The organism is Paenibacillus sp. V4I7 (assembly GCF_030817275.1).
Taxonomy (GTDB): domain Bacteria; phylum Bacillota; class Bacilli; order Paenibacillales; family NBRC-103111; genus Paenibacillus_E.
Map to the genome: position 1 here is coordinate 1,201,705 of NZ_JAUSZD010000002.1, position 24,358 is coordinate 1,226,062.

Here is a 24,358-nt window from a genome sequence, read left to right on the forward strand (position 1 = left end):
AATGCTGCTTCGATACGTTTAGAATTTCGATAGCTCAATAGACAGCTGCCAGTCTCAGTCTAGGAATGTATTTTTAACGGGATATTATGAATAGCGAACCGATAAGTGAGGGGTTAAAATGACTCTAGAAAAAAATAACCGGATTGTGGTCAGTTGATAATTTATATGCTCCAGGTGCCGTGGAAGACATATTAGTTGTTTTCCTGCCAAGTGGTGAAGGCTGGTTTCGACAAAAATTCTGATGTGATAATTCATGAAATTAAAGTGGAAGTTTCCGTCGAGTTTACCCCTCGAGGAGAATGAGGTTATTTCATTTTCTAAACCGTTGTGGGGTTCAGATTATAAATTTGCACTTGTACATAGAGATCTTGACTCGTGCTCTTGGGCTAACAAGTGGTCCAGCTCCGCGAATCGAGAAACGGGCTCTTCATATTTTCAGACCACACAAAAAGTGTTCCCAACGCACCAACCCTAAAATCTAGTAACCTTCACCTGAAATCTAGCGGATTTATTATCTGACAGGTTCTTTCATATAATGTTTGTAAAGTCCAGCAATCACCACGATCACGCTCATCACCACCAGCGGGTGAACACTCAGTACGGGAAGCACCAAGAGTAGCGGCCAGCAAGATGAATATAGGTGTATGGGCAATCGCCATGTTAAAGAAACCGAAGGACAAAACAAACCAGCAAATGCATAAGTGCGTCGGTGCTTTCCCGCCTTTATTTTTTGCTGATTTGCGAAACGGGCAAGGGGCATAGAGGTAGGGGGACGGGGGGCGCAGCACACCGCCGCCCTACCTCCATCACTCCGCTTCGCTCCGCTCGCTCGGTTGGACAGACGATTAATGATTGAATTGGTGGAAGTTTGCATTTGATCTTCACTTTCCTAATCTGGATTAACGAAGGGGGATACGCTGTGGAATTGCGCCAGCTTGAATATTTTATTCAAATTTGCAAATCAGGAAGTTTCACCAAAGCTAAAGAAGAATTAGGTGTGACTCAGCCTACACTAAGTCAGCAAATTCGGGTTTTGGAAGATGAGTATAATATTCAATTGTTCGATCGGGTAAGTAGGGGAGTTGAAGTAACGGAAGCGGGAAAAATTCTCTTGAATAAGGGCAACGCTATTATGAATCTTCTTGAGGAGGCGCGAAATGAAATAGATAGCCGAAACAATAAATCTAGAGAAACAATTTCTATTGGATGTTGTCCTGCTGAACTTGAATATCTTGCTCCTTACTTTATGAGATTTCACCAAAAGTACCCGAATATTCTATTAAAAATTATCGATGCAGAGGATGCCGAGAATAAAGTTTTGGAACAAAGGGTAGACATTGGAATCATTGCATATCCGGTTTCTGATGCTTCGGTCATTTCGACTCATTTGTATAGACAAGAAATGGCGCTATTGATTCACTCAGAACATCCTTTGGCCGATAAATCTTCGATTCCTTTTCAATCTTTGAAGCAAATGAATTCGATCATGTTCCGAGAACAAAACAAATCATTAATTGATATGTATTGTTTCTCTTGTGGGTTTACCTTGAAGTCGATTATAGAAACGTCCTCCACTTCAGTATTGATTCATTGGGTTCGTCATGGACTTGGAGCAGCTCTTATACCAACATCTTCGCTCGAAAGTCTAAGGGACGATTCTTTGCGTATTGTCAAATTAGAAGGCCATATTCCTTGTTGGGATATATCTCTTGTATATCTTAATTCCGTTACTATGAGGTCCACTGCACGCATATTCACTCAAGAGATGGATTCATATGTAAGAGAGGTTGAGGTGAATCTTTCATGTTCAGGCAATTAGAATGTTTCATTCAAATTTGCAAAGAAGGAAGCTTTACTAAGGCTGCAGAAGTTTTAATGATTTCTCAACCTACTTTAAGTCAACAGATCCGCATTCTAGAGGTAGAAGTTGGAACCCCTTTGTTTGAGAGAGTTGGTAGAGGGGTAAAGATTACAGCTGACGGGGAAATACTTTACGAAAAAGCTCTTTCCGTGATGAGGCTCATTGAAGAATCGAAGAAAGAAACTTACGAGTTAAGCAATGCTCGGGCAAATAAACTTTCGATAGGCATTTCGCCCATGGACTTTTTTTGTTTAATACCCCGTTTTTTGAAATTCCATGAACAGTATCCTGACATTACATTAAAATTTGCCAGTACAGAAAATACATCACAGCAATTATTGAATAGTAGTATCGATATTGGCATTACTGACAATTATGATCCAAACAAAGAAATTCATATGATGCACCTGTATAAAGAAGAACAAGCATTGGTCGTTTATGCGGATCATCCATGGGCAGATCGAACCTTTGTTTCTTTTCAAGAGCTAGAAGATTTAGAATCTTCCTTATTTGTTGGGGATATAAGTTTAATCGAGCATCTTCATACATTCAGCGCTAAAATCGCCAAATCCTTGCAATCAAAGTTTGAGTCAACTTCCACGGCAATTCTTCTTTCAATGGTACTGCAAAAGATGGGGGTAGCTATTTTACCTGCTTCTTTAATTGAAAACTTTTCTGGTCAGCAATTGAAAATGATTCGTCTCGTAGATCCAACGCCTGTTCGTGAGATCAAGCTTATTTTTAAAAAGTACCATTACAATAATCCTTCTGTTCAGAAATGTATCGATTTTTTTCTAGAATAATCAGAAAAGTTGGCAGACTACGGCCAGAGGCTTAAACGCTTCCTAGATTTACCCTCCAACCCCTATTGAAACCTTTACCGAAAAAGAAAAGATACAATCGAGCGAAGCTTCGTGGATACCAAACAGCTCCGTAGGTTTATGTTGAATAGAATTAAACTAAGTTTATGAAAGGGCTGAGAGCAGCTTCTCACCCAGAGAAGGTTTATGCAACGGAGTTGAAAGACCTAAAAGAGAGCGGCTTTAAAAAGCTAGCTTTCCTGCAGGTCTTTTTCCTTAGAAAGAGGCGGCAGGGAAGAGAGATAGATGCCAGTGTGCTGGAGATATAGATATTAGCTATACAATGTATAGAGAGGAAAGAATTGTTTTCCAATTTATTTTGCCCTATCATAGGAACCAAGTAAATATTTTTCATATAAATAATCTAAAATTAAAAGAAGAAGTGTCGTACAAGACGAGTACCGTAATGAAAACGGCAGGAATACATCATATTATACTTCGATAATGAAGCAGGGAGCCCTGAAACTATTATTACCACATACATCGTACCGTAGGCGCACTTGATATTTGGAGAGAGCGTCTTACAACGCTGGAGATTATGAATCATAACTAGAACATCATAGCTAACGAAAGCGAGCCAAGACGAAGGAATATTTCCTTGTCGTGCTCGCTTATTCGCGTTGTCACCATAGGAAACCTGAAAAATAGTAACCCTATATATAATGTGAGATCTTTCCTTTGCTTGCAATAACCTTTATACTAGCAGTAAATTGAGGCTTCTGAACAGCGTAAGCCTGCTTACATTGCGAATATATTAAAATAATAGAGTATAAAGTTCACCACTGCACAGACTAAGGAGAATTATGAATGGATAAAATGCGTAAATCAGCAATGCTGTTACTAGCTCTGATGATGTGTTGGACGTTAGCAGCTTGTTCTGGGAACACTGGCACTGCTGAGGATCATACGAACTCGAACACCAATCTTATAAAGGCAGATGCTTCTCAAAAGAAGCCTTCTCCGGATGAGCCTGCCTGGAAGCTGGACACGACACCGATTACGTTTGACTGGTATATCAATTTCGATTGGTTCAACAGCAAGTGGGGAGGCAACGTCGTTTCCGATTATATAACGAAGAAGACGGGTGTCAGCTTGAACTTTCTCGTGCCTGCTGGCGACGCCAGCGAGAAACTCAACACGATGATGGCAGCAAGGTCGCTCCCTGACTTCATCACGCTAGGCTGGTACGAGGATGCCGTGTTGAAGATGATCAAGGGAGATATGGTGCTTCCATTGAATGAGCTAGCGGATCAGTATGATCCTTATTTCTTTAAAGTCGCAGACCCCGCAAAGCTTATTTGGTATACACAGGCTGACGGCAATGTGTATGGCTACCCGAATGCATCTTCATCCCCTGCGGATTATCGAAAATATGGTCAGCTTTTTACATCTAATCAGACCTTTGTTGTTCGGAAAGACATGTATGAAGCACTCGGGAAGCCGGATATGAGCACGCCGAAAGGGTTTCTCGGCGCGCTGAAGGCTGCGAAGGAGAAGTTTCCGGAAGTGAACGGCCAGCCGCTCATTCCGATCGGCCTGCATGAATTTACGGAAACCGGTAACTATTCGCTGGAAGAGTATCTTCAGAACTTCCTAGCAATTCCGCAGCAGAAAAACGGCAAACTGTACGACCGTCGAAGCGATCCAACCTATCAGAAATGGCTGAAGGTGTTCCGCCAAGCGAATGAGGACGGGCTGATGCCGACAGATGTATATATTGATGAAAAACGACTGGAAAAGGATGAAAAAATATCGCAAGGGCGCTATTTTGCCATGCTGTATCAGTGGTCTGATTTTTTAGAGATTAACCAAGCGTTGTATCAGAAGGACCCGAATAAGATGTATATCGCGATTGATGGCCCGGCGAATGATGCGCATGATGCGCCAACACTTGCAGGAAGTGGCGTCTCCGGTTGGACGGTGACGCTCATCTCGAAGAACGTCAAGGATAAGAAGCGGGCAATTGCCTTCCTCAGCTATTTGCTCAGCGAAGAGGGAAACAAGGATCTGTTCTTAGGAGAGAAGGGCGTTACCTACGATACGATAGACGGCAAAGATCAGTTCCTGCCGGAGGTCTTGCATCTGCTCAACACCGACCGCCAAGCATTCGATAGCAAATATGGCGGTTCTTATATGTACTGGATGCTAATGAATACGAATATGAGACTAGCATGGATAACGGGGATGGATGCTGAGCCTGCCAAACAAATTGCCGATTGGACGAGGGGCAAGACGATCAGCATGACCGAGTTCGAAAATCTGGATCCGGACCCGACGACGAAGGAAGGTATTGCGGAAGGCAGAAACACGCGGCTCTGGGCCGAGACGTTGCCGAAGCTGCTGATGTCTAAGTCGGATGCTGAATTCGATCAGCTGTTCACCGAATTCATGAACAACATTACCGAGGATCCCGAGTATGAAGCCATCGTAGCTAGCCGCCAAGCAGCCTATGAACGAAATGTACAGAAGCTGAAGTCGTCGCTCAATCAATAGTTCTATAGAGGAAGCAGCAGGATGTGAAACAGGAGATGGGATTCGCGGAAATCCGTTGGTTATTGGGGATACATGTATTTACGTTTAAACTTTCGCTTCAAGTCAAACTGATTCTGTCATTTGTGTTCGTTATCTTCATACCGGTTGTTCTATTCTCCTGGTATACGCTCAAAGAGGAGTCCGCCAAGGCAATGGAAGAATTAACGAAGAATAGCGAAAAAGTGCTAGCAGTCGAGAAGATAAACATTGAGAATAACATGGAGTTGATGGGATGGACCGGTCAGCTTGCGTTATCCAATCGGGAAATGAACAATTATCTACAAATTGAACAAATTCAGGATACAGCACGTGTTCTTCATATTAAGAAAGATGTTGTCAACAGCTTTCAATATTTTCTGTTTAACAATCCACGAATTGCGAATGTCCGGTTGTTCACGGACAACCTTTATGTGAATGAGATTTGGCCAGTCATCCTACAGGAATCACGTATTCAGGACAAGCTTTGGCATGATGAGGTGATGAAGCAGAGCGGTATGCCCTGGTGGGAGATACAGGAGAACTTCGTCCTCACCGGTGCGCCATCCGAACCATCGCCGAATGAGCCCTTCATGACGTACTTGCAGGAATTCAAATATTCGGACAACAAAACACATAACGGGATTCTAGAGATATCGATGAAGCTGTCGAATTTCTTCTCTCGAACGTTCAGCAGTGTGCAGGACACGGACTCCCAGCTGATCGTAGTAGCAAAGAGCGGACAGGTATTCAGCTTGAAGGCTTCACCTGTGTTCGAGCAGCACAGCGCGGAGCAATTGATGAACAGCGTGAAACTGACGAATAATACAGATCACGAGTCGGTACAGTTCAAGGTTAATGGGCAGTCCTACTTGGCGATTCAGAGCTATATTCCATCGATCCACGTACATCTGGTCAATATGGTTAGTCTTGCGGACACGATAGAAGGCATTCACCATTCGAGAGTTCGTTATATTGTACTCATCTCGTTACTAGTGGCATTTCTCGTACTGCTGTCTTACTCGATGCAGGCGATGATTTTGCGCAGGCTTAAGGCGTTAAGAGAATCGATGGAACAGGTAAGAAGCGGTAACTTCGACGTCGAGCTGCCGCCGATAACCGGTACCGATGAGGTAGGAGAGCTGGGCTTGCATTACCGTAAGCTCATTCTGAAGATTAACGAGCTCATTCAAGAGCAGGCAGTTAGGCAGGCGGCAGGCAAAGAAGCCGAGCTTCGGGCGCTGAAGAACCAGATAGATTCCCACTTCCTCTACAATACGCTGGAGAACGTCAAGATGCTGGCGGAGATTGAAGGGCAGTACCTTATATCGGACATAATGACCTCGCTAGGCGGTATGATGCGGTATTCGATGGAATGGAAGCGGGATCACGTGATGCTCAGCGATGAGATTCAGCAGGTCCAGCATTATGTATCCGTCATGAACATCCGTTATGATGGAAGACTTGATCTCCGATTGTCGATTGCACCGGAATGCCTCAAGCAGGAATCGCTCAAAATGTCACTGCAGCCCGCAGTCGAGAATGCAATCAAGCATGGGATGAGCCGCATGCATTCCAGCGACGGAAATCTTGTCATTACGATCTCTGCCGTCCGGCGTGATCAAGCTTGTGTCATAGAGATCACTGACAGCGGCTGCGGCATACCGGAAGAGAAGCTGGGCTTATTGAATCGAATGCTACGAATGGAAGAGTCCGCTTACCAGGATGTCCGGCAATTAGTCGTTCGCAAGGATAATCAGGACAGCAATGGAATCGGTCTGCGTAATGTGGACCAACGCTTAGTGATGAGCTATGGGACGGAATATGGGATTCAGATCGAGAGTCAGGAAGGAAGCTATACACGCATAATCATGACTTTGCCGTATCGGGTCATGGGAGGGGGATTAGACATCTATGATTAGCTTGCTGATCGTCGACGACGAGAAGATCATTCGGAGGGGCTTGCAATCGGTGATTGAGAGGCAGTTTCCTAATCTGTTCAACTACCGATTTGCCGAGAATGGACAAGAGGCACTGGAGCTGCTTAGCCAGGAGCCTGCGGATATTATGTTCACAGATATCCGAATGCCAATTATGGATGGGATCGAACTGCTCGAGCAACTGCAAGAGCATCCCGTAAGGCCCGAGATTGTACTGCTTTCTGGCTATAATCAGTTCGTATATGCGCAGAAAGCGATTCGCTATGCTGTGAAGGATTATCTCGTGAAGCCTGTGATACGGGAGGAGTTGTTTGCCGTCCTGGAGCGATTAATGCGGGATATAAGGATGAGAGAAGAGCGAGCAGACAAAGCGGGCGAAGATGCCAACCTTGTTGCTGCCGAGCTAGTTACCCAGCATTTGACCCAGAAGGATGTGGGTGAGGCGATAACACAGAACAAGCTGGAGCAGGCCGGCTTTAGCTGGTTGGATGCAGGATATACGCTGGGTTTGCTTACGCGACGCGGTGGAGGATCACAGAATAGCAGTACGGATACTGCTTCTTTCAGGAATCAAATCGCTGATCTGTTACAAGGGCATATGGATTGGATGCTCACGCGTGATGGAGAAGGCGGAACGATTATGATCGCACGCGATCCGGTTATGTTCTACCAGTTGGCGGAACGGTGGAGGTTGAGTGTATATGAGTCGCAGTTGCGAATCGCGATTAGCGAGTCTGTTCAAGGGATAGAGCAGATAAGGTGGGCATACAGTCAAGCGAAGCAAACCTTGAAATACAGTATTGTGCTTCCAGAACTCGATGTGCTGGACTACACCCTCATAAGTGAGCGCAATGAGCGGAATGTCGTTCCTGTTGAGTTGATTCAACGATTATCGAATCTGATGGGAATGGGACGCGGGAACGAAATGAAGCAGCTTCTCGATCAAATTCTAGATGTTCGTATCATTAGCTGCTGTGAAATCGGCTACCTGGAACGGATCAGCCAGCTGCTCAATGAAGAGTTGTTCGACAAGGTGTTCCGCATCTACGGAAATAGAGTGCTCGGCCTATTAAGTCTGTACGCCTCTGTTGGCCATATCGGGAATTTCGATCGATTTGAACATTATTATGCAGTTGTTGAGCAGCTTCTCGATAGTCTGGATCGGTTCATCCAAGATCGGAGAGAGCAAGCGCCTACGGAGCAAAATACGATGCAAAAAGTTCTCGCTTACTTGGAGACGCATTATGCTGACGATTTGAACATGGCGGTCGTGTCCAACCATTTCTCACTCAATTACTCGTATTTCAGCCAAGCCTTCCAAGAATATTACGGTGAGAGTTTCTCGAACTATGTTCGCCGGTTAAGGCTGGACAAGGCGAAGGAGCTGCTGGTACACTCCGATTTGAAGGTGTACGAAATCAGTGATCAGGTTGGATTCGAAAATGTGAAGCATTTTACGAGAATATTCAAGGATACCGAAGGCATCACAGCGCTGGAATACCGAAGCCAGCGAAGACTGTTTGAAACCCAAGTATGATGGCATCCAGGTTAAAGCAGCCCGAATAAAGATCTCAGAAGGCGTCTGATCCTCTGCGTAGGCTTTTACTGCTGCCAACTTAAATGCAGGTGTGTACGTAATGGCCGTCTCGGACACATGCTGTACGTTGGGGGTTGCCTCCAACTTTCCCATTTGCTCTACTGTAAATACGCTCGTTTCAACTTCCCCATCTTCGTCTCGCTCCTCATCCATACCTAGATTAAAAAACAAATGACCACAAGAGGGTCACTTTTTTCAAAGTGTCCTTCTTATGGGTTACAGTTCACACCTTTTCATCAATTCTATGGGTACTAGTTTATTTTATCTCCCCTCTTTAGTCCAATATGAAAAGTCTCGAAAGCGCTCTATATGAAGTAACTGATGATTTCCGTGACTGTTCTCATTCATTTAGTATTAAGGAAGTGAATCAAAGCGGTATTGAATTCTTCAGGGTGAGTCGCGTTCAAACCATGTGGTCCACCTTCAATTACGACGAGTTGACTGCCTGCAACAGCTTCGTGGGAAAGTTGACCGCTTACCTCAAGCGGCACGATCGCATCGGAATCGCCATGGATAACAAGCAATGGGATATCAAATTTCGCCAAATCGCCACGGAAATCCGTCCGGCCGAAGGCATCAATGCAATCCAGCGTCCCCTTTGGCGAAGCAAAAGAAGCAATATCAAGGTTGTAAACACGGAAGGACTCGCTGACCAGGTCGGTTCTATCCCCTGCTTTAAAGAAATTGTGAGTGAAGCCATCAAGGAAGGCGATGCGGTCTTTTTTCAAACCGTCTTGGAAGCCCTGAATGGTGCTTTCATCCAGACCACCTTCCGGATGCTCAGCGGATTTGTAGAAGAACGGAGGAACCGCAGCAGCCAACACGGCTTTTTTGACACGGCTTGTTCCGTATGTTCCAACGTAACGGGCAACCTCTCCGCCACCCATCGAAAATCCGACCAGTGTCACGTCCTTAAGGTCTAGATATTCAATCAGCTTATGGAGATCCGTCGCAAACGAATCATAGTTGTAACCGTTCCACGGTTGGGAGGATTGTCCGAATCCGCGGCGGTCATATGTAATTACGCGGTAACCTGCATCGATGAGCGCTGGGACTTGACTCTCCCACGAGCGCCCGCTCAGCGGCCAGCCATGGATCAAAACTACAGGTTTACCTACGCCAAGATCCTCAAAAAATAATTCAATGGGTTGCCCGTTTTCTGTTCCGACTGTTAATTTAGGCATGTTTCATACTTCCTTTCGAATTGGTTTTGGTTAGGCTGTAGCAAAAACTATTGATATGAGTTGTTACTGTACACTCACATTAGGCATATTCCACAAACTAAGAGAGTCAAATTAATTGACTCTCTTTTTTGGGATGAATAGGTTATCCTCCGTGGCCGCCAAACATCGTTTGCGCATAAACAATACCCGCACCGTATGCGCCACTGTGTTGCCTAGCAATCTCCAGAACGGCATCATACGTTTCTTGACGCGCCCAATCGCGCTGATACTCAAGAAGAACAGACAGCCAAGTCACGGGAATGGCTCCTGCTTGAATCATGCGTTGAACAGACATGTTATGCGCTTCTGTCGTCGTCCCGCCTGAAGCATCCGTTACGATGTATACTTCATATCCATCTTTGATGGCTGAAACTACAGGGAAAGCAAGACAAACTTCTGTCCACAGAGCTGCCATAATCAGCTTCTTGCGACCTGTTTTCTTCACTGCTTCCACGAAGTTTTCATCTTCCCAGGAGTTCATTGTTGTTCGGTCAATCGGTTTTTGATCAGGAAATACAGCTTGAATATGCGGATGAATAGGGCCAGAAAACGATTCAGCAGCAACCGTTGTAAGAATAATAGGTGCATTGAAAACTTTAGCTGCTTTAGCAAGTCCAACCGTATTGTTAATGATCGTTTGGCGATCGGCGCTTTGCACGCCAAAAATCATTTGAGGCTGATGGTCTACTAGAATAATAGCGGAGTTGTCAGCTGTAAGTAAATCGGTCTTTCCGTTAAACATACAAAAATCCCTACTTTCTATATATGATTACAACAGATCCACAAATTTGAAAACCTGCTGCATGTAATAAGTCTATTGAAATGCAAACAGACGAACAATCTTCATTTTTCTATAATACCCATAGACAAAAACTATATACTATAAAAATATTATTAAAATTATATATAAGTGATTCCTATGGCTGTTATAGAGAAAGCCTTATTGATAGAAAGAATCCTGACTTATAGACTTATATAGAAGGTGAATGATTGAAGGAGGAAAATTAGCATGTGGGGTTCAATATTTCTCGCTTTAGCTGCTGGTATTGTCATTGGCGTTGTTTTTCAATCGCTTAAGATCCCCTCTCCGGCGCCGCCTTTTTTGGGATTGCTAGGTCTCTTAGGTATGTTTTTAGGACAACGGTTGATACCATGGATACAACTTTGGTTAAGCCGCAAATAACACCCAATAAATTTCAAAGGAGAACAAAATTATGTCTGAGAAAACGACGATTGTTGAAGCAAGCCTAGTCATTCTTAATGCCCATATCGTGACGATGGACGATGCTAATCAAGCAGCCACAGCAGTTGCAATTAAAGGCTACCATTTCCTGGCGGTGGGGGATGATGCTGAAATTATGAAATATGTTGGGCCTTCCACGCAAGTTGTTAACGCCAACAAACGAATGTTAATTCCAGGTTTGAACGATTCTCATATTCATCTCATTCGAGGCGGTCTCAATTATAATCTCGAGCTTCGATGGGATGGCGTGCCATCCGTAGCGGATGCCTTGCGTATGCTGAAAAAGCAGGTGGATCGTACGCCAGCACCTCACTGGGTCCGTGTTGTTGGCGGCTGGACAGAATTCCAATTCGTGGAACGCAGAATGCCAACTTTGGATGAAATCAATCGAATTGCTCCGGAAACACCGGTATTTATCCTCAATCTTTACCGTCAGGCTTTTTTGAATAAAGCAGCCTTGCGAGTTATCGGATATACGAAGGATACGCCGAATCCGCCAGGTGGAGAAATCCAAAGGGATAGCCAAGGGAATCCAACAGGAATGCTCATCGCTAGACCTAATGCTACTATTTTGTATGCGACCTTAGCGAAAGGACCGAAGCTTTCATACGAGGATCAAATCAATTCAACCCGATTGTTCATGAGGGAATTAAATCGATTCGGAGTCACAAGCGTTATTGACGCTGGCGGGGGCTTTCAGAACTATCCTGATGATTATCAGGTTTTTGATGAGCTTGATAGGCGCGGAGAGATTACGGTTCGCACGGCGTATAATTTATTCACCCAGCATCCCAAAAATGAATTGAGTGATTTTAAAGCATGGACTGCTACTACGCAGCCGTACACGGGCAGCTCCTACTATCGTCATAATGGTGCAGGTGAAATGCTTGTTTATAGCGCAGCGGACTTCGAAGATTTTGTTGAACCCCGCCCGGAACTCCCCGCTGTACTGGAAGATGAACTATTCCAAGTTACCCAGCATCTCGTACAGCAACGTTGGCCATTTCGTCTTCATGCCACTTATGGGGAATCCATATCGCGTTTTCTCGATATATTTGAGCGCGTGAATAAAGAGGTTGCGTTCAAAGACCTGCGCTGGATTCTGGACCATGCTGAAACGATTCAGGAGAAGGATTTGGAGCGGGTCGTCGCATTAGGCGGTTCGATCGCTGTTCAAAGCCGAATGGCCTTCCAAGGGGAATATTTCGTCGAAAGATATGGGGCGGAAGCAGCAGAAAATGCTCCTCCGATCACCAAGATGATTAAAGCCGGATTGCGTGTTGGGGTAGGGACAGATGCAACCAGAGTAGCCAGTTATAATCCTTGGGTTGCCTTATACTGGTTAGTGACGGGTAAGACACTTGGCGGATTAAGCTTGTACCCGGCTTCCAATCGTGTAGAGAGGCATGAAGCGCTTCGCATGTATACATCCGGTAATGCATGGTTTTCCAAAGAAGAAGATGTGAAAGGTCAAATCAAAGCGGGTCAATATGCTGATTTTTCGATTCTTTCTGATAACTTCTTTCGTGTCTCCGAAGAAGCTATTAAAAAAATTGAATCTGTCTTCACTGTAGTAGGAGGCAAGATTGTCTACGGTGCCAACGAATTTCAGCCTTTGTCGCCGCCAGCTCCCAAAGCAAGTCCAGACTGGTCTCCGCATAATTTCTTTGGAGGCTACTACAATGGAACAAATTACGGAGGCGGCGGAGTAGGAGTTCCGGCACCTCAAAAGACACACCATCATCATGGATGCAATCATCACCATGGCAGCGGCTTCTGTGACCTGGATTGCTTCGTTTTCTAAGTGCGTTTCACCATTTTCACCAAAATAATCCAATAGGGGCGAGATCATCATGTCTGAAGTTACGATCAAAGTAAACGATAATGGACCATTGCGAATTACAGGCAAAGTAGAAATGGTGGATGCGGTGGGGAACCGTTTTGAGACCAAGGAAAGTTTTATTCTTTGCCGATGCGGTTTATCCAGTCAAAAACCGTTCTGCGACTTGACTCACAAAGGTAAATTTGAAAGCGCGCCTCGAGCTTAGTTTAAGAGATCAATATGGATATTCGAAAGGAGCTTTTTTATGACAGAAAAACTAACGGAAGTACTTAACACCCAGATTGCTAACTGGAGTCTGTTGTTCACCAAACTCCATAACTATCATTGGTATGTTAAAGGGCCACAATTCTTCACTTTGCATTTGAAATTCGAAGAGCTTTATACGGAAGCTGCACTTCATGTGGACAATCTTGCCGAGCGGCTGCTGGCATTAGGCTTTAGTCCGGTAGCGACACTTCATGAAATTATCGAAAAAGCCACAGTAAAAGATGCAGCAGGCAATGAGAATGCAAATGAGATGGTCCGCACGCTTGTAGTTGATTTTGGGATTATTGTGGGTGAGCTGAAAGAGGGCATGAGTATTGCAGACCGTGAAGGTGATGAGACAACTGGGGATATGCTTTTGGCCATTCATAGCTCCCTGGAAAAGCATGTTTGGATGTTGAAATCGTACTTAGGTTAATGGATTGCTTCGAGACCTGAAAGAGAGTGGCTTTAAAAAGCTACCTTTCTTGCAGGTCTTTTCCTTATAATGTGACTTATATATTGCTAATAGCACAAAAAAGAGCAGTTCCCAGCCATCATTTGCTGTAAAAGGAACTGCTCTTTTTTTGACAGATTGTATTAAGCCAACTCTGGAACTCTCAAACCAAGCCCCTCGGCGATCGCTTGCCCCCATTCGGGATCTGCTTTATAGAAGTGAGAGATTTGACGGAGTTTGATCTCATCCTTCTCTACCGGCTTCATGGCATTCACGATGTTATTTACTAAACGCCCGCGTTCTTCTACACGAAGCAATCGATACAGGTCGCCGGCTTGAGTGTAATGATCATCATGGTCATACGGGACGCTATCGGCTGAACCGGTTACTTCAAACGGGGCTGTCTTGTGCGCTGCCGATTCGGCAGCTCCGCCATAACTGTTTGGTTCATAGTATATCGAATTTCCCCCATTGCGATCGGAACGCATTTGGCCATCGCGCTGGTTGTTATTTACTTCGACAACAGGTTTATTGATAGGCAATGTATGGTGGTTGGTCCCAACCCGATAGCGATGAGCATCGGCATAGGCAAATAAACGGCCTTGCAGCATTTTATCCGGCGAAGCCTCAATACCGGGTACGAACGCCCCAGGGGAGAAGGTTGCTTGCTCAACTTCGGCAAAATAATTGTCCGGGTTTCGGTTGAGGACCATGCGTCCAACCTCGATAAGAGGGTAATCTTTCTGCGACCACACTTTCGTTACATCGAAAGGATCGAAACGATAGGTTTCGGCATCTTTCAGCGGCATCATTTGTACATACAGCTTCCATGCTGGGAAGTCACCTTTGTCTATGGCATTAAATAAATCCTCGATATGATAATCTGGGTTTTCACCGGCCAGCTTGGCGGCCAACTCGACATCCAGGTTCTTCACGCCTTGTTCCGTTTTAAAATGATATTTGATCCAAGTGCCTTGTCCATCCGCATTACCCCATTTAAACGTATGGCTACCGAAACCATGCATATGACGGAGAGTCGCAGGAATACCACGATCGGACATCAAGATAGTGACTTGATGCAAGGATTCGGGAGACAAGGACCAGAAATCCCAAACAGCATTCGGGTTTTTCAGATGAGTTTGAGGGTGGCGTTTCTGGGTATGAATGAAATCCGGAAATTTAATAGCATCCCGAATGAAGAAGACAGGTGTGTTATTGCCCACCAAATCATAGTTTCCATCTTCCGTATAAAACTTTATAGCAAAGCCGCGCGGGTCACGTACGGTATCTGCAGATCCCAGTTCGCCTGCTACCGTGGAGAAGCGTATAAAAACCGGTGTACGTTGGCCAACCTCAGACAAAAAGCGGGCCTTTGTATAGGCGGAAACATCGTTGGTTACTTCAAAATATCCGTGTGCGCCGGCACCTTTGGCATGAACAACACGTTCGGGGACGCGTTCCCGGTTGAAATGGGCAAGCTTTTCCAGAAGGTGGACGTCTTGAATAAGGGTTGGACCGCGTAAGCCGGCAGTCATGGAGTTCTGGTTATCTCCAACGGGAGCTCCCCAACTTGTAGTTAAATGGCCATTTTTTGTTTCCATTTACAAACCTCCAAAGTAATAAATGAGTACAACGATGAGCCAAAGTCTGACTTCTCGGGCACGTTCTTCGATAAGACTTCAGCGATACCGAATCAATTCTTAGAGTTCGCGTTGGTCTCGTTTTGGGATGATGCCGGTTAACTGCGAGTTTCTTCTAAACGAATAAAAAAGGGAACAATCAAGCTTAAACACAACAATCCAGCTAATACTTCAAAAGTGAATAAATAGCCTCCGTGATTGATCAGATAAATCGAAAGAATCGGCCCAAGTGATGCGCCTATAAATACCATAAACATGTGGAACGAAACCGCGATCGCCCGGATCTCCCCCGCAATGTGACCAATTAGTGAGATCAATGCGGGAAGAGCCATAGCAATTCCCGTAATAAACACTAAGCTCATCGATACTAAAAAAATGAGGTTAGGCCAGATGCCTAACAATCCCAAGCCGATTCCAGCAAAGATCAATCCACACCATAAAACGTTTTTGATTCCAAATTTCGCAACCAATCTTCCATCAAACGGTGCTACTAGCATTCCGATAATACCAACCGCACGGACCCATAGAATATCATGATGACTTAATCCGAAGAGCGAACTGTTTAAGTAACTTCCAAGTGTCGTGAAAAAACCAACAAGCGAAATAAAGAGCGTAGCAGAAATGATGTAGCAAAGAGGTAAACTCTTCCTTTTGAAAATATAGCCTATTCGCAAAAAGGCAGAAAGGAAGCTACCATCTGGTTGTTGTGTTTTATCGTTTGGAACAAAAAAGGTAATCAAGATAAATGATATTAAATACACCGCAAAAAGAATATAGAAAATATAAGACCAACTAAAGTATAAAACAATATAGCTGCTATATATTTGTCCAACGATACTTGCCATTAAAAATGCCGTACTGATGAACCCAATAATGGTTATTCTTCTTTTTATCGGAAACATTTCCATGGCGTAGGCTAAGACAGACGGAGGGAACATGGATGCTGCTAGACCCTGGATGGCTCGAAGGGCAACAAGCCAAGAAAAGCTGCTGACACTTCCGATTAGAGGAGTTATTACAGTTAGCAATAGTAACCCTGACAACATCATTTTTTTTCGCCCAAAACGATCGGATAAAACTCCAAAGAACAGACCTCCACCTGCAAAAGCAAATGAAAAGGCACTGCCAGCCCAAGCAGCTTGAGAAGACGACACATTGAATACGTCTGCAAAAATCGTTATTAATGGAATTGTTAAATACACACACGATACTACAACTAATGTACACCAGAAAAGGATACCGGTAATGAATGAGAAATTTGACGAGTTGGACAACGGTTCGTTAACCAAAATCCTACCCCCTTGTTCTTCAGATTTTTCCATAGGATTATTTATGTTCTGCTAGGTCATTTGTTTTCACGTTAGCAAAAACATTGACTGCAAAAATCAAGATACCGATTCCAGCTACTGATTCTCCAATACGCTTTAACGTTGTAATCCAATCTGGAGCGTAGCCATGGGCCATTAAGGTGAGGGTAATAAGCATGATGGGTAGGCCGATGCCTTGCAACCAGAAGTGCCACTTAGCTAGAGGAGATTCTGCTGATTTGGGAAAACGAAGATACGTAAATCCGCAAAGAGCCAATGTTGCCCACCCGAAAAGATTTGAATGAGCGTGTACGCTTGTTAATGCAAAGTTAAGTGTTGTACCCATGTAAATGCCGATGCAAATACCAACCAACATATAAACGACGGCCATTTTTAAAAAACGTACTCCCATAGAATTTCCCCCTTGTTAATGATAGAAAGAACAATTCATCCGGCCGGGAATTATCCTATTACTTACCATTCATCTTAAAAGCTGTGATAGGCAACTATCAATATGAATCTGTCTATATATCGTATAGATATTGCTTATATGAGTTCAGCCCTTGAAGATATAGCTTATGGCTATACGTGATATAGGAATAATGGAATTGTTCATGAAGGATAAGTTCAATATGATAGGACATAAACAGTTATAGATCATATAAGGAGTGTTTGCAAAATGGAAAAACAAACAGAAGGTATACATCATATAACGGCTTTTGTAAAGAATGCGCAGAAAAATGTGGACTTTTATGCAGGGGTACTAGGTCTGAGACTTGTAAAAAAAACGATCAACTTTGACGCTCCGGAAGTTTACCATTTGTATTTCGGTAATGAATCAGGTCGTCCAGGTACCATAATTACATTCTTTCCATATGAATTGGGTCGTAAAGGGCGTATTGGTGGAGGACAGGTCGGTATAACAACATATGTCGTTCCTTTGGGTGCACTCGATTTTTGGAAAGAGCGCTTAGAAAGCTTTCATGTTCCTTATTCTTTAAAGACGAGGTTTGATGAGAATTACTTAACACTTTCAGATCAGGATGGTTTACAGCTAGAGATTGTAGAACGCGAGGAAGGAGATTTGAGTCAGTGGTCGTTCGGTGGCGTTTCAATAGATAAGGCTATCAAAGGTTTTGGCGGTGCTGTCCTGTATAGTACCGCACCCGAAAAAACGATGAATGTCCTAGAGCAAGTCTTGGGTCTTCAAAAGGTGAACCAAGAGGGGGATTTTATTCGCTATAAATCGAGAGGGAGTGTTGGTAATGTTATTGACGTAAACATTGCGGCAATGGAGTGGGGCATAAGTGGAGCCGGTACTGTTCATCATATTGCATGGCGTGCAAAGGATGATGAAGATCATGCTTCATGGAGAATTCATGTACAGGAACATGGCCTTCTATCCACACCCATTATCGACCGGCAATATTTCAATGCGATTTACTTTCGTGAAGAAGGCGGTATCCTGTTTGAAATCGCCACGGATCCACCAGGTTTTGCAGTAGATGAGCAATCAGATGTATTAGGTGAAAAACTGATGCTTCCTGAATGGTTTGAGGTTAACCGTGCAGAAATCGAAAAAGGTTTATCACCTATTCAAGTACGTGTGATGGAGTCAGATAAATGAAAAGTGAAGAATTCAAAATATATAAAGGGAAAGATATTGATGTTATTTTTCACTCTGGAAAATGCGGTCATTCGGCAAATTGCGTGAGAGGGTTACCAGGAGTATTCAACGTTAAAAAGAAACCATGGATTCAAGCAGATGGAGAAACGGCTGACAAAATCGCAGATCTTATTGATAAATGCCCAAGCGGTGCTTTGCAATATATAAGAAAAGATCATCAAGCATGAATGGGGTAATAATATGATTGGAATTAATAAAGATACGAACAGTTTTTATGTAGGAGATCAGGATAAAAGAGATGCAGAATTACATTATGTTCCATCCGGGAATGGAATCATAATCGTAGATCACACGTTTGTTACTGATAGTCTGCGAGGTCAAGGAGTAGGACAAGAATTAGTTAGGCGAGTAGTTGAATTTGCCCGGAAGGAAAGTTTAAAGATTATACCACTATGTCCTTTCACCAAAAGTCAATTTGACCAACATAAAGATTATGATGACGTATTATTAAAATAAGATACTGATTTTGATAACTTGTTTTCCGAAAGGAGTGTGTTCAATTGACCGATTTTTCTAAAATGATCCAAGTATTCCCGGCCGATTCCCGGTTTAACGTAGATCAGGGATGGCTGCGCAGCCGTTTAAGCTTCTCGTTCGGCAATTACTATGACCCCGATAACACCGGGTTTGGGGTTTTGCGAGTATGCAATGACGATGACGTAGATCCTAGCAAAGGATTTGGTGCCCACCCGCACAGCGATATGGAGATATTGACAATCGTACTTTCAGGGTCCGTCCGTCATGAAGATAACTTGGGTAATATGGAAGTAACAACAACTGGGGAAGTGCAGCGAATGAGTGCGGGGTCCGGAGTCGTCCATGCTGAATACAACGCTTCGCAGACTGAACCGATGAGAATTCTTCAAATGTGGTTCATGCCAAATGAACGGGGATTAGATCCTTCCTATGAAACCCGCAGGTACAATTCGGAGAAGTTAAAGAATGCCTTGCTCCCCATCGTTGATCCGCAGGGATCAGAGCAGATTGTTAAAATCCATCAAGACCTAACTCTCTATTTATGCAGATTGGATAAAGATAAAGATATTACTTTTCGGCAGGAAGATGGACGCCGGATATTCCTTTTCGTCATTGAGGGACGACTCACTGTAAATGATACTCGGTTAGGTGAAGGGGATACGGCTCGAATCGAATCTTTGGCTCAGTTGAGCATCATGGCGGAGGAAGATGCATTTCTAATGCTGATTGACCTTCCATAAAAACGAATAGGAGGGTTTGTATGAAAGAGGTACTTGTGGTTAGGCATTCGGTTGGAGGTAGGACATTTATTCATACCGAACAACAACCCATGGAATATTCGGTGAGACAAATGGGTCAGGGTTGGAGAATTGCTTTAATCATGACACAGGACGTGGATATTCATGAGATACTCCGTTGGAAACAGGAATTGAATGTATTTCTATTTTGGGAATATGATGATCAACCTGCGAAAAAAATTTGGTTTTATGTTAAAGAAGGTCCTGTCACGTACGACGATCAGCTCAAGCAGATTACTATTTTCGCTGAGTCTCGGATCGAGTATATTCCGGATGAATTTGGCATTTAAATCATGGATGGCTAAGAATATTTTATTTAACATTCTATGGAGGTTAACTATGGGCAAAATAGGAATATTCGGATTTGGGCGTATTGGAAGGCAATTATTAAGAGTCGCTTTGCAGGATCAACTTTTCGTTCCGGTTTCAATTTCAGATATTAAAGATGAAGCGACACTTGCCGCTCTTTTCGAAGTGGATACTAACTATAAACGCTGGCCCGAAGATGTCTCCGGACGGGATGGTCTAATGGTTATCGGCGGACGGGAAATTCAGTTTATCAATTCGTCTAAAGAAGTTCCGGATTGGAAGGTCTTGGATGTGGATCTGGTAATCGACTGTACAGGCCGAGCCGTTACCCGTGCTATTGCTCAAGTTCATTTGGATCGTGGTGCAAATCGAGTACTGGTTAGTGGACCAAGCAAGAGCCTTGAAGATTGTGATGCTGTATTGCTTAGAGGGATAAATCTGGATAGTTTCGACCCGGATAAGCATAAAATCATTAGTATGGCGAGTTGTACGACAAATGCATTGGCTCCAGTCATCAAAATCGTAAGAGAAAACTACGGGATCAAATATGGTCTATTCTCGACCGTCCATTCCTATACAAACACGCAATCGCTTACGGATCAGCCTATGAAGGATCGAAGGGATTCGTGGGCCGCTGCGGAAAATATCATCCCTTCTTCATCTGGAGCTGCAAGAGCCCTTAAATTCATATGGAACGATTTACAGATTACAGGTAAGGCATACCGAATTCCAACTCGTACCGGAAGTATTGCTGAATTAAATCTTGTTACAGAAAAGCCGTGTACGGCACAACAAGTAAACGATATTTTCCGTAGTAGCGCCACGGATGGTCAGTTGAAGGGAGTCCTGGATGTTTTAGAAGGCGAATGGGCCTCTTCTCGTATCGTAGGCGATTCCCATTCCTCCATCATTGACCTACCATTGACTCAAGTACAGGGAGAACTCCTGTCCGTTGCAACATGGTACGATAACGAATGGGGTTACGCTTCAAGGTTAGCTGAAGTTGCGGCTTATCTAGTAAATAAGTGAAATTGCTAATAAATTGAAAATATAATTTTTTATACACGTGGGGCTATCGAACATTGATGATAGTCCTTTCTCCTATTATTTAGTGAACCTGAAGTCAAATAAAGGGGGGGTGAAATGTTGGTTGAGAAAAAAGTAACCTGGTTGGAGCTTTTTTATGATCTACTTTTTGTAGCAGCAGTATCAAAAGCGAACCACGTCTTGCTGCATGCCGATCATGGGACTATTTCCATTGAATACTTAACCAAATTTGTTTTAATCTTCATTCCAATCTGGTGGGCGTGGGTAGGACAAACTCTCTTTAATAATCGTTTTGGCCAAGATATCGTTACTCAAAGGATATTCATGTTCCTACAACTATTCTTTGTTTTAATTATGACAGCAAGCCTATCCGTTAATTTTGATCTCTTTTATATTCCCTTCTTTGTAGGCTATATTGGTTCGAGAGCACTGACAGCTATTCAATATCTTACGGTACACAAAGCAACAGGCACACATCAACAAAAGACCGCTCTATACTTGGGGACTCGCTTTTGGATTGGAATATTGATATCCTCTTGCTCGTTTTTCTTCGATTCATGGATCCGTTACGCGATTCTGTATGCGGGAATTGTTGTAGATATTTTGCTGCCGCTAATCGGCCGGCGGTACCTGGTAAAAACACCCATACATACCCATCACTTATTGGAACGCTTTGCATTGTTTACACTTATTCTTCTTGGTGAATCTGTGATCAGTATACTTGCTGTTTTGCAGTCAAGTGATTGGACCTTGGCATCCATTTTGTTTGCCACATTTACATGTATATTAGTTATTGCTATGTGGTGGCAATATTTCGATAATATTGAAAGGAAAGTGAGCAAAGAAATACAAACTGCAGGTCAAACTATTATCTACGGACATCTTTTCATTTATTTATCCATGAGTATGATAGCTGCCTCGATCCAATTGTTATTTAAGGAACAACTTAATTATCTATTCATGTTGGGTTTTATTTTTGGATCCGTACTGCTTTATTTTTTTTCTACATCACTGGTTTTTCACCGATACAGACACAAACACCTACGCCTGAAGCACTATCATTTGGTGATATTATTAGGGATAATTGGATGTTTTATGGCGTTGGACTTGTTTTTTCATGTACCTAATTATGCAATCATCGGAGAGATGATGGTATTTTTTATCGTATACGCAAAATTAACGACTTGAGTTTTTTGGGACTTTTCCAAAAATTATATAGATGAAGAAAGGATGGCAGACATGAGAAAGGTTGATGTGAAAGAAAAAGCAAGGACTCGTGAGCTGCAGGCTGCCGGTGATAAATCCAGTGGCCTATTCCTTAAAACCGAGGAACGGGCAGTAATGTTAAACAATTCTATTGACTCCATTTTGAGATGGGAGTATAATTCTTCCAATTTATCATTAGAGGGGGTTATAAAATGTCAGTTGAAAATTATGCATTTCACAAAGGAACTCATCAAAATGTGAGTGTAAAATATCAATTATTTTTACCATATGATTATAAATCAAAAACAGACAACGATTATCCTTTAATTTTGTTCCTCCACGGTGTTAAAAAACGTGGAGAGGATATTCGTATGTTAGATGGTTACGGGCTTACTTGGATTGCAGAAAGCAAACAAGACTTCCCTTTTATTGTAGTTCACTCCACAATGTCCCTCCAATTCTAATTGGGCATTGGAATATCATTCGATCATAGCCTTGGTTAATGAAATAATAACAAATTACCGAATTGATTCTGACAGAATATATGTTACTGGATTTAGCATGGGTGGAAACGGTACATGGGATTTCGCTTCAAGATCGTCTGAGATATTCTCTGCTGCAGTTCCAATTTCAGGGTGGTTCGATTCAGAGAAGGCTATGTTACTAAAAGATGTACCTATATGGGCTTTTCATTGTGAAGACGACGATATTGTCCCAGTTTCAGGAACAAAGGATATGGTTAAGGCTTTGATAAGTATTGCTGGGAATGTAAAATTTACTTATTATTCTGGACTAAAGCATGATCACCGAGTAATGCACGAAACATTCAATAATGCAGAACTATATACTTGGTTGTTGAATCAAAAAAGAAAAATATAATCTTTGGTGATTTAACTCCCCATGAAAATTAAATCCGCGAAAAACCTCAAAAAGACAATAATAAATTAGGCCTAGCCAAATGAATTTTTAAAAAAGGCTGTGCCTGAGAAGAGATATGAAATTAAAGTAACGGCTAACGGGGAACTTAGTGGAGAAGCTTGCCACGATGTTGCTCCTTTTTCAATAAGTAACGGAGATTAGTGAAGAGAATTAGTGTATAATATAACGAAAGTTTTCTAAGGAGTGACATAGGATCATGAAAAGTTGATGATAATGTGCGACACTTCGAACGGTTTTTTGGTCAGGGGATCTTATTCACAGTTCCACATAATCTTAATGAAACGGGGCATGTCAGAGTAAATAATTGGCAAGAAGTAAAGAACTATTTTCTAAACTAAGTAAATAGTTGTTAGAGGTCTAACTAACGAAAACTGTAGCGCAGGAGCCTTAGCGATGAATAGGATACAATCGATTCCATTGCATCTTAACGGTTAAAGAATTCAGATGTGAGAGTTAATTAAGAGCTTTTTTGTCAGATAGTTCTGTGAAATGTATAAGAAATCAGTAAATTATTGAAGGGAAAAAGCTATGAATTCAGATAGAATTCATAGCTTTTTTTAATGCCGATTGTCAGAAAACTTCGAAGTTTTGTTATAAATTTAGATGTTTCCTGCAATGTAAGCGCCTTTAAAATAATTTATACTAACTTCAATGGTAGAAAGTTTTAGATGACCAGCTAATGAAATGGGTTTCATAACGAAAGCGTACATGGATTTTGGGGAGGCTAACCATTGCAATTGTCCTCTGATCCCAAAGGCTATATCTCCGCTTTACGTGATATGGCGGTCCAGCATGGTATTTCTGTACCTCTAATAGCATGTGTAGGTCAAGGGGGATTGCTTGAGGCTTCAGGGTTCTTTGAAGATGTGGTGCCAACGTGCAACTTTTATCCAAATGCCCGTGATCCGTTCTTTGAAGAGAAAGTACTCTTTTATAGGGAGGAATTAGCCCGGTGCGGGTATCCGTTACTTGTCACGGAAACGAATCGTTCGCATTTTCTGCTTCGCAGATTGTTATCTGCCGGTGCAAAAATGCTGGGACCTTATCTGCAAGCTTCAGGGACGAACTTCGGATTTACGAATGTGACTAATAATTGGGGCAATCCGCTTTCCTTCCCCTAGGCAGAGTACATAACAAAGTGAAAGCGCTCACTAAATGGCAAAAGACCAATTTA

The 24,358-nt window shown here is 43.0% G+C and carries 25 protein-coding genes; 20 read left to right on the top strand and 5 right to left on the bottom strand.

The genetic code is table 11. The features are described from left to right. The first annotated feature begins 919 nt into the window (after window positions 1–919). From QFZ80_RS06850 to QFZ80_RS06870, 5 genes are all read left to right on the top strand, one after another. Window positions 920–1,819, top strand: a complete 900-nt coding sequence (locus QFZ80_RS06850; protein ID WP_307547993.1) for a LysR family transcriptional regulator — start codon at window positions 920–922, stop codon at window positions 1,817–1,819. Next, window positions 1,804–2,664, top strand: coding sequence for a LysR family transcriptional regulator (locus QFZ80_RS06855; RefSeq protein ID WP_307557992.1), 861 nt, complete (start codon window positions 1,804–1,806; stop codon window positions 2,662–2,664). Before QFZ80_RS06850 ends, QFZ80_RS06855 begins: the two co-directional genes overlap by 16 nt. A gap of 864 nt (window positions 2,665–3,528) precedes the next feature. Continuing rightward, entirely contained in the window at window positions 3,529–5,214 is a 1,686-nt protein-coding gene (locus QFZ80_RS06860) for an extracellular solute-binding protein (protein ID WP_307557993.1), read from the top strand. A 35-nt stretch (window positions 5,215–5,249) separates the two neighbouring features. Further along, window positions 5,250–7,151, top strand: a complete 1,902-nt coding sequence (locus QFZ80_RS06865) for a sensor histidine kinase (RefSeq protein ID WP_307564056.1) — start codon at window positions 5,250–5,252, stop codon at window positions 7,149–7,151. After that, window positions 7,144–8,706 (top strand): response regulator, encoded by a 1,563-nt coding sequence (locus tag QFZ80_RS06870; RefSeq protein WP_307557995.1) that lies wholly within the window; start codon window positions 7,144–7,146, stop codon window positions 8,704–8,706. The genes QFZ80_RS06865 and QFZ80_RS06870 overlap by 8 nt, the downstream gene beginning before the upstream one ends. Window positions 8,707–9,110: 404 nt before the next feature. Here the strand turns inward: QFZ80_RS06870 and QFZ80_RS06875 are convergent, their stop codons facing one another. After that, on the bottom strand, window positions 9,111–9,950 hold the full coding sequence (locus tag QFZ80_RS06875) for an alpha/beta fold hydrolase (protein WP_307557997.1): 840 nt from the start codon (window positions 9,948–9,950) through the stop codon (window positions 9,111–9,113). Between the two features lie 142 nt (window positions 9,951–10,092). Beyond that, entirely contained in the window at window positions 10,093–10,731 is a 639-nt protein-coding gene (locus QFZ80_RS06880) for a hydrolase (protein ID WP_307547981.1), read from the bottom strand. Window positions 10,732–10,998: 267 nt separating this feature from the next. Between QFZ80_RS06880 and QFZ80_RS06885 the strand changes: the two genes are divergently transcribed. The 4 genes from QFZ80_RS06885 to QFZ80_RS06900 are packed head-to-tail and all read left to right on the top strand — an operon-like array spanning window position 10,999 to window position 13,757. Continuing rightward, a complete protein-coding gene (locus tag QFZ80_RS06885) occupies window positions 10,999–11,172 on the top strand; it encodes a DUF1427 family protein (RefSeq protein ID WP_307547979.1) in 174 nt (57 codons plus the stop codon). Window positions 11,173–11,203: 31 nt separating this feature from the next. Then, complete coding sequence (locus QFZ80_RS06890) at window positions 11,204–13,036, top strand: amidohydrolase (protein WP_307557999.1); 1,833 nt, start codon at window positions 11,204–11,206, stop codon at window positions 13,034–13,036. A gap of 49 nt (window positions 13,037–13,085) precedes the next feature. After that, a complete protein-coding gene (locus QFZ80_RS06895; RefSeq protein ID WP_057305706.1) occupies window positions 13,086–13,280 on the top strand; it encodes a CDGSH iron-sulfur domain-containing protein in 195 nt (64 codons plus the stop codon). Between the two features lie 39 nt (window positions 13,281–13,319). Further along, the gene (locus QFZ80_RS06900) at window positions 13,320–13,757 is read left to right on the top strand and encodes a Dps family protein (protein ID WP_307547973.1); all 438 of its coding nucleotides are present in this window, start codon (window positions 13,320–13,322) and stop codon (window positions 13,755–13,757) included. A 161-nt stretch (window positions 13,758–13,918) separates the two neighbouring features. Here QFZ80_RS06900 and katA read toward each other — a convergent pair whose 3' ends face one another. From katA to QFZ80_RS06915, 3 genes are all read right to left on the bottom strand, one after another. After that, window positions 13,919–15,376, bottom strand: a complete 1,458-nt coding sequence (gene katA / locus QFZ80_RS06905; RefSeq protein WP_307558001.1) for a catalase KatA — start codon at window positions 15,374–15,376, stop codon at window positions 13,919–13,921. A gap of 137 nt (window positions 15,377–15,513) precedes the next feature. Further along, window positions 15,514–16,704: an MFS transporter gene (locus tag QFZ80_RS06910; RefSeq protein WP_307547969.1), complete on the bottom strand. Its 1,191-nt coding sequence runs from the start codon at window positions 16,702–16,704 to the stop codon at window positions 15,514–15,516. Window positions 16,705–16,741: 37 nt separating this feature from the next. After that, window positions 16,742–17,134 carry a heme-copper oxidase family protein gene (locus QFZ80_RS06915; RefSeq protein WP_307547967.1) on the bottom strand — a complete coding sequence of 131 codons (393 nt, stop codon included), beginning with the start codon at window positions 17,132–17,134 and terminating at the stop codon, window positions 16,742–16,744. A 267-nt stretch (window positions 17,135–17,401) separates the two neighbouring features. Between QFZ80_RS06915 and QFZ80_RS06920 the strand changes: the two genes are divergently transcribed. The 11 genes from QFZ80_RS06920 (at window position 17,402) to QFZ80_RS06970 (ending at window position 24,305) form a co-directional block, all read left to right on the top strand. Further along, window positions 17,402–18,349 carry a ring-cleaving dioxygenase gene (locus tag QFZ80_RS06920; RefSeq protein WP_307558004.1) on the top strand — a complete coding sequence of 316 codons (948 nt, stop codon included), beginning with the start codon at window positions 17,402–17,404 and terminating at the stop codon, window positions 18,347–18,349. Further along, window positions 18,346–18,576 (top strand): (4Fe-4S)-binding protein, encoded by a 231-nt coding sequence (locus tag QFZ80_RS06925; protein WP_307558006.1) that lies wholly within the window; start codon window positions 18,346–18,348, stop codon window positions 18,574–18,576. Before QFZ80_RS06920 ends, QFZ80_RS06925 begins: the two co-directional genes overlap by 4 nt. A 13-nt stretch (window positions 18,577–18,589) precedes the next feature. Beyond that, on the top strand, window positions 18,590–18,865 hold the full coding sequence (locus QFZ80_RS06930) for a GNAT family N-acetyltransferase (protein WP_307558008.1): 276 nt from the start codon (window positions 18,590–18,592) through the stop codon (window positions 18,863–18,865). Window positions 18,866–18,927: 62 nt separating this feature from the next. Continuing rightward, window positions 18,928–19,626: a pirin family protein gene (locus tag QFZ80_RS06935; RefSeq protein WP_307555646.1), complete on the top strand. Its 699-nt coding sequence runs from the start codon at window positions 18,928–18,930 to the stop codon at window positions 19,624–19,626. Window positions 19,627–19,646: 20 nt separating this feature from the next. Continuing rightward, window positions 19,647–19,973 carry a hypothetical protein gene (locus QFZ80_RS06940; RefSeq protein WP_307558010.1) on the top strand — a complete coding sequence of 109 codons (327 nt, stop codon included), beginning with the start codon at window positions 19,647–19,649 and terminating at the stop codon, window positions 19,971–19,973. Window positions 19,974–20,022: 49 nt separating this feature from the next. Further along, on the top strand, window positions 20,023–21,021 hold the full coding sequence (locus QFZ80_RS06945; RefSeq protein ID WP_307558012.1) for a type I glyceraldehyde-3-phosphate dehydrogenase: 999 nt from the start codon (window positions 20,023–20,025) through the stop codon (window positions 21,019–21,021). Between the two features lie 117 nt (window positions 21,022–21,138). Continuing rightward, entirely contained in the window at window positions 21,139–22,227 is a 1,089-nt protein-coding gene (locus QFZ80_RS06950; protein WP_373460376.1) for a low temperature requirement protein A, read from the top strand. Between the two features lie 230 nt (window positions 22,228–22,457). Next, window positions 22,458–22,709, top strand: a complete 252-nt coding sequence (locus tag QFZ80_RS06955) for a hypothetical protein (protein WP_307558017.1) — start codon at window positions 22,458–22,460, stop codon at window positions 22,707–22,709. 7 nt (window positions 22,710–22,716) lie between these two features. Next, on the top strand, window positions 22,717–23,124 hold the full coding sequence (locus QFZ80_RS06960) for a carboxylesterase family protein (RefSeq protein ID WP_307558019.1): 408 nt from the start codon (window positions 22,717–22,719) through the stop codon (window positions 23,122–23,124). Window positions 23,125–23,399: 275 nt separating this feature from the next. Then, window positions 23,400–23,522, top strand: coding sequence for a 5' nucleotidase, NT5C type (locus QFZ80_RS06965; protein ID WP_307558021.1), 123 nt, complete (start codon window positions 23,400–23,402; stop codon window positions 23,520–23,522). A 393-nt stretch (window positions 23,523–23,915) separates the two neighbouring features. Then, the gene (locus QFZ80_RS06970) at window positions 23,916–24,305 is read left to right on the top strand and encodes a hypothetical protein (protein WP_307558023.1); all 390 of its coding nucleotides are present in this window, start codon (window positions 23,916–23,918) and stop codon (window positions 24,303–24,305) included. The last annotated feature ends 53 nt before the right edge of the window (window positions 24,306–24,358 follow it).

Excerpts from the sequence above, each read along its gene's own strand:
- QFZ80_RS06855 (WP_307557992.1), top strand. The coding sequence starts at position 1,804 with ATGTTCAGGCAATTAGAATGTTTCATTCAAATTTGCAAAGAAGGAAGC.
- QFZ80_RS06860 (WP_307557993.1), top strand. The coding sequence starts at position 3,529 with ATGGATAAAATGCGTAAATCAGCAATGCTGTTACTAGCTCTGATGATG.
- QFZ80_RS06865 (WP_307564056.1), top strand. The coding sequence starts at position 5,250 with ATGGGATTCGCGGAAATCCGTTGGTTATTGGGGATACATGTATTTACG.
- QFZ80_RS06870 (WP_307557995.1), top strand. The coding sequence starts at position 7,144 with ATGATTAGCTTGCTGATCGTCGACGACGAGAAGATCATTCGGAGGGGC.
- QFZ80_RS06875 (WP_307557997.1), bottom strand. The coding sequence starts at position 9,950 with ATGCCTAAATTAACAGTCGGAACAGAAAACGGGCAACCCATTGAATTA.
- QFZ80_RS06880 (WP_307547981.1), bottom strand. The coding sequence starts at position 10,731 with ATGTTTAACGGAAAGACCGATTTACTTACAGCTGACAACTCCGCTATT.
- QFZ80_RS06885 (WP_307547979.1), top strand. The coding sequence starts at position 10,999 with ATGTGGGGTTCAATATTTCTCGCTTTAGCTGCTGGTATTGTCATTGGC.
- QFZ80_RS06890 (WP_307557999.1), top strand. The coding sequence starts at position 11,204 with ATGTCTGAGAAAACGACGATTGTTGAAGCAAGCCTAGTCATTCTTAAT.
- QFZ80_RS06895 (WP_057305706.1), top strand. The coding sequence starts at position 13,086 with ATGTCTGAAGTTACGATCAAAGTAAACGATAATGGACCATTGCGAATT.
- QFZ80_RS06900 (WP_307547973.1), top strand. The coding sequence starts at position 13,320 with ATGACAGAAAAACTAACGGAAGTACTTAACACCCAGATTGCTAACTGG.
- katA (WP_307558001.1), bottom strand. The coding sequence starts at position 15,376 with ATGGAAACAAAAAATGGCCATTTAACTACAAGTTGGGGAGCTCCCGTT.
- QFZ80_RS06915 (WP_307547967.1), bottom strand. The coding sequence starts at position 17,134 with ATGGGAGTACGTTTTTTAAAAATGGCCGTCGTTTATATGTTGGTTGGT.
- QFZ80_RS06920 (WP_307558004.1), top strand. The coding sequence starts at position 17,402 with ATGGAAAAACAAACAGAAGGTATACATCATATAACGGCTTTTGTAAAG.
- QFZ80_RS06925 (WP_307558006.1), top strand. The coding sequence starts at position 18,346 with ATGAAAAGTGAAGAATTCAAAATATATAAAGGGAAAGATATTGATGTT.
- QFZ80_RS06930 (WP_307558008.1), top strand. The coding sequence starts at position 18,590 with ATGATTGGAATTAATAAAGATACGAACAGTTTTTATGTAGGAGATCAG.
- QFZ80_RS06935 (WP_307555646.1), top strand. The coding sequence starts at position 18,928 with ATGATCCAAGTATTCCCGGCCGATTCCCGGTTTAACGTAGATCAGGGA.
- QFZ80_RS06940 (WP_307558010.1), top strand. The coding sequence starts at position 19,647 with ATGAAAGAGGTACTTGTGGTTAGGCATTCGGTTGGAGGTAGGACATTT.
- QFZ80_RS06945 (WP_307558012.1), top strand. The coding sequence starts at position 20,023 with ATGGGCAAAATAGGAATATTCGGATTTGGGCGTATTGGAAGGCAATTA.
- QFZ80_RS06955 (WP_307558017.1), top strand. The coding sequence starts at position 22,458 with ATGTCAGTTGAAAATTATGCATTTCACAAAGGAACTCATCAAAATGTG.